Raw genomic sequence first — 6,000 nt, forward strand, 5'->3', positions numbered from 1 at the left:
TTAGCGCGCCGCCACTTTTGACGGCGCCTTCGCCTCCGTCCGTCCCGCCGTCAGCGCCATCGTCGCCACGCTGACGACGCGCGCGACCACGTCCTCGACATCGTCGAGGTCGCATTTGCCTTCCGACAGTTTCGTCAGCCGCTCGCTCTCGCGGATGGTGTGGTGCGCCATGGCGAGCGCGAAGTTCAGGCCCCAGTAAATATCGACGTCGCTGCGGTCGGGCAGGGACCTTCGCATCGCGCCGGCGAATTTGCGCAAATGGTCGATCTCGCGATTCTTGATGCGGCGGATCGGCGGCACGGATTCGATCGAAGCGCGGATCATGAAGCGCGCCGCGCTCGAGCGCTGGTTCTCGGGACCGAGGCAGCCGCGCAGCGTCGGGCCGACCAAGGCATGCAGGATTACCTCGATCGGCGCGCGGCCGCCGCCTTGTTCTTCCGCCGCCTTCAATTCGCGCAGACGCTCGCGATTGGTGGCGATCGAGCGTGTCACGAACAGCTCCGCGATCAACTCGTCCTTTGAGCCGAAATGATAGTTCACCGCCGCGAGGTTGACATTGGCCTCAGCGACGATGTCGCGCAACGTCACGTCGCCGAACCCGCGATCGGCATAGAGCCGTTCGGCAGCGGCGAGAATGGCAGTCCGGGTATGATCGCTGGCCATGGGAGCCCCTCGGGGAGGGAGTTGCAATTCAAACAGTTGTATGAAACTATCGTTTGAAGGCCGGGAAAGTCAATCCGCAATCGGGACTCGTTCGCAAACGCGCGAATGGGTTCCGGAGCATCCGCAAGCCGCGCATTCGCACTTGCGGGTCGCACAATGCGGGTGGACAGTCCGGCGCAAAACAAGTTCGCCAAACGAGTTGGCAAGACGAGGAGCGTCCCATGGATTTCGATCTGTCGCCGAAGCAGAAGGAATGGCTCGACCGCGTGCAGTCCTTCATGGCCCAGCACGTGCGCCCGGCGGTGCCGGTCTATGATGAGCAGGATCGCAGCGGCGAACGCTGGAAGGTGATCCCGGTGCTCGAGGATCTCAAGAAGAAGGCGAAAGCCGAAGGCCTCTGGAACATGTTCATGCCGCCCAACGAGCATGAGGACGACGAATTCCGCGGCGCGGGACTGACCAATCTCGAATACGCGCTGCTCTCCGAGCAGATGGGCCACATCTCGTGGGCTTCGGAAGTCTTCAATTGTTCCGCGCCCGACACCGGCAACATGGAAGTATTCATGCGCTACGGCTCCAAGGAGCAGAAGCGCAAATGGCTGCGTCCGCTGATGGACGGCGAAATCCGCTCCGCCTTCCTGATGACGGAGCCGGCCGTGGCCTCGTCTGACGCCACCAACATCGAGACCAGCATTGTGCGCGACGGCGACCACTACGTCATCAACGGCCGCAAATGGTGGTCGTCCGGCGTCGGCGATCCCCGCTGCAAGATCGCGATCCTGATGGGCAAGACCGACTTCAAGGCGGCCAAGCACCAGCAGCAGTCGCAGATCCTGGTTCCGCTCGACACTCCCGGCATCAAGGTCGAGAAGATGCTGCCCGTGTTCGGCTTTGACGACGCGCCGCACGGCCACGCCCAGGTGCTGCTCGAGAACGTGCGGGTGCCGAAGGAGAACATCCTGCTCGGCGAAGGCCGCGGCTTCGAGATCGCGCAGGGCCGCCTCGGTCCCGGCCGTATCCATCACTGCATGCGCACCATCGGCAAGGCCGAGGAGGCGCTGGAGAAAATGGTGAAGCGGCTTACCTCGCGCACTGCCTTCGGCAAGCGGATCGTCGAGCATTCGGTGTGGGAGCAGCGCATCGGCGAGGCCCGCACCAACATCGAGATGACGCGGCTGTTGTGCCTCAAGGCCGCCGACATGATGGACAAGGTCGGCAACAAGACCGCGCAGGCCGAGATCGCCATGATCAAGGTCGCAGCCCCCAACATGGCGCTGAAGATCATCGACGAGGCGATCCAGGCCTTCGGCGGTGCAGGCGTCTCGGACGAAGCCGGCCTCGCCAAGGACTACGCCCACATCCGCACGCTCCGTCTCGCCGACGGCCCGGACGAGGTGCACAATCGCGCCATTGCCAGGCTCGAGGTTCGGAAGTATGCAAACTCTTCCAGTCATTAAGCGGGAGAGCACGCTGGCGCTCCCGATTTGAAGAAATGACAGGGCATGATCCGTGATCGGATGACCGCTTGACGCAAGTGCGCTGGGGGTTACCGATTAGGATCATGTTCGGACTGAAGAGGGAGCGTCATCGTGGCTGACGGCGTCAGGAAAGACGAAGAGTTCTCGGGCACCAAACCGGTCGAGGAGCGTCATCGCATCGACGAGATGCGGCTCGAAGCCTGGCTGCGCGAGAACGTCGAGGGTTATGAGGGACCGCTGGTCGTGCTCCAGTTCAAGGGCGGCCAGTCCAACCCGACCTATCGGCTCGACACGCCGAACCGCTCCTATGTGATGCGCCGAAAACCGTTCGGCAAATTGTTGCCGTCGGCGCACGCGGTCGATCGCGAATATCGCGTGATCGCGGCGCTGGGAAAGCAGGGCTTTCCGGTCGCGAAGGCCTATGCGCTGTGCCAGGACGACAGCATCATCGGTTCGGCCTTCTACATCATGTCGATGGAAGACGGCCGGGTGTTCTGGGATCCGACGCTGCCGAGCCAGACGCGGGATGATCGTCGAAAGATCTTCACCGGCAAGATCGAGACGCTGGCAAAACTCCACATGTTCGATCCCGTCGCGATCGGTCTTGGCGACTTCGGCAAACCCGGCAACTACTTTGCCCGGCAGATCGACCGCTGGACCAAGCAGTACCGCGCGTCCGAGACCCAGACCATTCCGGAGTTCGAGAAGGTCGCCGAATGGTTGCCGAAGACCGTGCCGGAGCAGGCGCGCGTCTCGATCGTCCACGGCGACTATCGCCTCGACAACATGATTTTCCACGCGACGGAACCACGCGTGCAGGCCGTGCTCGATTGGGAATTGTCGACGCTCGGCGATCCCATGGCCGACTTCACCTATCTGCTGATGCAGTGGGTCATGCCCGGCCTGGACGGCGCCGACCTCAAGGCGCTCAACATCCCGAGCGTGGAGGAGGCCGCGCAGATCTATTGCAACGTCACCAAGATGACGGTGCCTGACCTCAACTGGTATTTCGCCTACAACCTGTTCCGTCTCGCCGGCATCACGCAAGGCATCGCCGGCCGGGTCCGCGACGGCACCGCGGCGAATGCCAAGGCGCTGGAGTCAGCCAAGCGCACCGTTCCGCTGTCGAAGGCGTCTTGGGAGTACGCGCAGAAGGCGGGCGCGGTTTAAGGAATCCGAAGGCGCGGCTGACGGCCGCGCCTTTGCTTGCGTTCCTCTCGTGTCTGGACACGGGACAGAATGACGAGAGAGATGCCCGCATGATCGACCACACCACCCTCATCACCTACATCCTCATCGTCCTCGGCTTCGTCTTCATTCCCGGACCGGCGACACTCCTCACCATGGCGCGCGCCGCGAGCTCGGGGACCAGGGTCGGCATCGCGACGGGCGCGGGAATTGCGGCCGGTGACGTGGTCCACACCACCATGGCGATCGTCGGCCTCTCTGCGATCATCGCAACGTCGGCGCTCCTGTTCAGCGTCGTCAAATACGCGGGCGCGGGCTTTCTGATCTATCTCGGCATTCGCGCCATGCTCGACAAGACGCCGCTCGAGGTGAATGGCGGCGCGCCCGCGATCAGCGCAGTACGGGCATTCCGGCAGGCCGTGCTGACCGAGGTGCTGAATCCGAAGACCGCGCTGTTCTTCCTCGCGTTCCTGCCGCAGTTCGTCCGGCCCGAGCATGGTTCGACGACGCTGCAGCTCGCGCTGCTCGGTGCTGTGTTCGTGTTGCTCGGCCTCCTTAGCACGGTGGTGTTCGCCGTCGGCGCCGGCCGTCTCGGCGATTTGCTACGCCGCCATCCAGCCGTCGTGAAATGGCAGGGCAAGGTGGTCGGGACCATCTACTGCGCCGTCGGCGTGCGGCTGGCTTTGCAGGAGCGATGAGGCGCACCGCTCATTCGTAGCCCGGATGAGCGCAGCGATATCAGGGACAGCGACCCCGCATGTCGCTACGCTCATGCGGGCTACGGGGGTCTCCAGACGCTCGTCATTGCGAGCGAAGCAGCGAAGCGAAGCAATCCAGAATCTTCGCACGGTGGCAGTCTGGATTGCTTCGTCGCAAGAGCTCCTCGCAATGACGCGGAAACACCTCACCCCTTCACGCAATGCGCGATCAGCTTCTCCACGAAGCCTGCGCATTTCTCCAGCTCCGCCATCTCCACGAACTCGTCCGGTGTATGGGCCTGCGCGATCGAGCCGGGGCCGATTACGACGGACGGGATATCGGCCATGCTGGCAAACAAGCTCGCCTCGGTACCGAAGGCGACCTTGGCGTGGTCGTTGCGCCCCGCAAGGCTCTTGGCCAGCGTGACAATGGCTGCGTCGGCGGCGGTGTCGAGCGCGGGATAGTCGAGGATCTCTTCGAAGTCGATGCCGCACTCCGGGTGTCGCGCCTTCATCGCCGGCTCGATCTCGGTCTTGGCCCAGGCGACGATCGCATCCGTCACCTCCCTGGACTCGGTGATGCCGATGCCGCGGCATTCGAAATCCACCGTGCAGGTATCGGGCACGATGTTGAGCGCGGCGCCGCCATGCACGATGCTGGTGAGCAGCGTCGAGTGCGGGACATCGTAGAGGCTGTTCGTAGCTTTCGTGCTTGCGAGTTGCAACGCGCGGCGGCGGATTTCGACGATCAGCTCGGCGGCGTATTCGATCGCGTTGACGCCCTCGGGCGCGATCGAGGAGTGGCGGGCGAGGCCCTGGAACGTGGCGCGCACGCCGTGCTTGCCCTTGTGACCGATGATGACCTTCATCTCGGTCGGCTCGCCGATGAAGGCGCCGAGCGGCTTGATCCGTTTCTTCGCGACCTCGCGCAGCATCGGCCGCACGCCGACGCAACCGATCTCCTCGTCATAGGAGATGGCGAGATGAATCGGCGTTGTCAGCTTCGCCTCCAGCATCTCCGGCACCATGGCAAGGCACACCGCGACGAATCCCTTCATGTCGGTGGTGCCGCGGCCGTAAAGCTTGCCGTCGCGCTCGATCAGCTTGAAGGGATCGTGGCTCCAGTCCTGGCCGACCACAGGCACCACGTCGGTATGTCCCGACAGCACCAGGCCGGGGCGGTCCTCGGGTCCAATGGTGACCCATAGCGCGGCTTTCTGTCCGGTCTCGTCGACGATGCGCTCACTCTTGACGCCGTGTGCGGCGAGATAGCTCTCGATATGCGCGATCAGGGGCAGGTTGGAGCGATCGCTGATCGTGTCGAAGCCGACGAGGTCGGCGAGCAGCTTGCGAATACGGTCGGGTCTTGAGCTTGGCATTGTCACGTTCTTGTCAGGGGGATGGAAGCTGAAGTGCTTGCACGAACCATACCAACGTCGCCTCTGGTAGAGCAAATCAACACAGACCGGTAGCCCGGGTGAGCGAAGCGATACCCGGGACAGCTCGTGGTCGGAATCCCGGATGTCGCTTCGCTCATCCGGGCTACAAGACCTTGTGTTGCCTGTCGGGCAAAACACCCCAATTGCCGGTCAACCCGCGCCGTCGAAAATATTCCACTTTACCGAAATTCGGAAATCACGTATGTGTCGCCGCAACCCGGCCCAAGGAAGAGGGGCGTATCGCGATCGTCACGAACGCGGGCCGGACAGCGGCGGACGCTGGGCCACACCGGCGCGAATGGTTTCGCAGGGCGGGCAACCGTGAGCGAAGGCGTCGCGCACACGACCGGTGCTGACAGCGTACGGCAAAACCGTGTCGTCCTGACGCCCGGGGTCTGTGCGTCAAGTCTTGTGGTGATGTGGCGGCCCGACCGGGTTCGCGCATCAGCCATCCATGAGGCGACGGGGGCAATAGTGCATCGCTCCCCGGGGAGAGCACGGCATAAGCCGTAAAACCGCTGCGCAGGGAAGGCC

Annotated in this window: 5 protein-coding genes; 3 read left to right on the forward strand and 2 right to left on the reverse strand. The window is 63.4% G+C overall.

Going from position 1 to position 6,000, the window contains the following annotated elements; all coding sequences use genetic code 11:
• Positions 1 to 663 carry a TetR/AcrR family transcriptional regulator gene (locus tag AC0L3B_RS27855; RefSeq protein ID WP_085351267.1) on the reverse strand — a complete coding sequence of 221 codons (663 nt, stop codon included), beginning with the start codon at positions 661 to 663 and terminating at the stop codon, positions 1 to 3.
• Between the two features lie 221 nt (positions 664 to 884).
• On the opposite strand from AC0L3B_RS27855, the gene AC0L3B_RS27860 reads away from it, so the two are divergent.
• From AC0L3B_RS27860 to AC0L3B_RS27870, 3 genes are all read left to right on the forward strand, one after another.
• Positions 885 to 2,120 (forward strand): acyl-CoA dehydrogenase family protein, encoded by a 1,236-nt coding sequence (locus AC0L3B_RS27860; RefSeq protein WP_473381432.1) that lies wholly within the window; start codon positions 885 to 887, stop codon positions 2,118 to 2,120.
• 132 nt (positions 2,121 to 2,252) lie between these two features.
• The gene (locus tag AC0L3B_RS27865; protein WP_204511538.1) at positions 2,253 to 3,311 is read left to right on the forward strand and encodes a phosphotransferase family protein; all 1,059 of its coding nucleotides are present in this window, start codon (positions 2,253 to 2,255) and stop codon (positions 3,309 to 3,311) included.
• A gap of 89 nt (positions 3,312 to 3,400) precedes the next feature.
• The gene (locus AC0L3B_RS27870) at positions 3,401 to 4,027 is read left to right on the forward strand and encodes a LysE family translocator (protein WP_085384222.1); all 627 of its coding nucleotides are present in this window, start codon (positions 3,401 to 3,403) and stop codon (positions 4,025 to 4,027) included.
• Between the two features lie 206 nt (positions 4,028 to 4,233).
• Here the strand turns inward: AC0L3B_RS27870 and argE are convergent, their stop codons facing one another.
• Positions 4,234 to 5,406, reverse strand: coding sequence for an acetylornithine deacetylase (gene argE, locus AC0L3B_RS27875; RefSeq protein WP_204511536.1), 1,173 nt, complete (start codon positions 5,404 to 5,406; stop codon positions 4,234 to 4,236).
• Between the last annotated feature and the right edge of the window lie 594 nt (positions 5,407 to 6,000).

The organism is Bradyrhizobium sp. Kon56, from assembly GCF_055807635.1.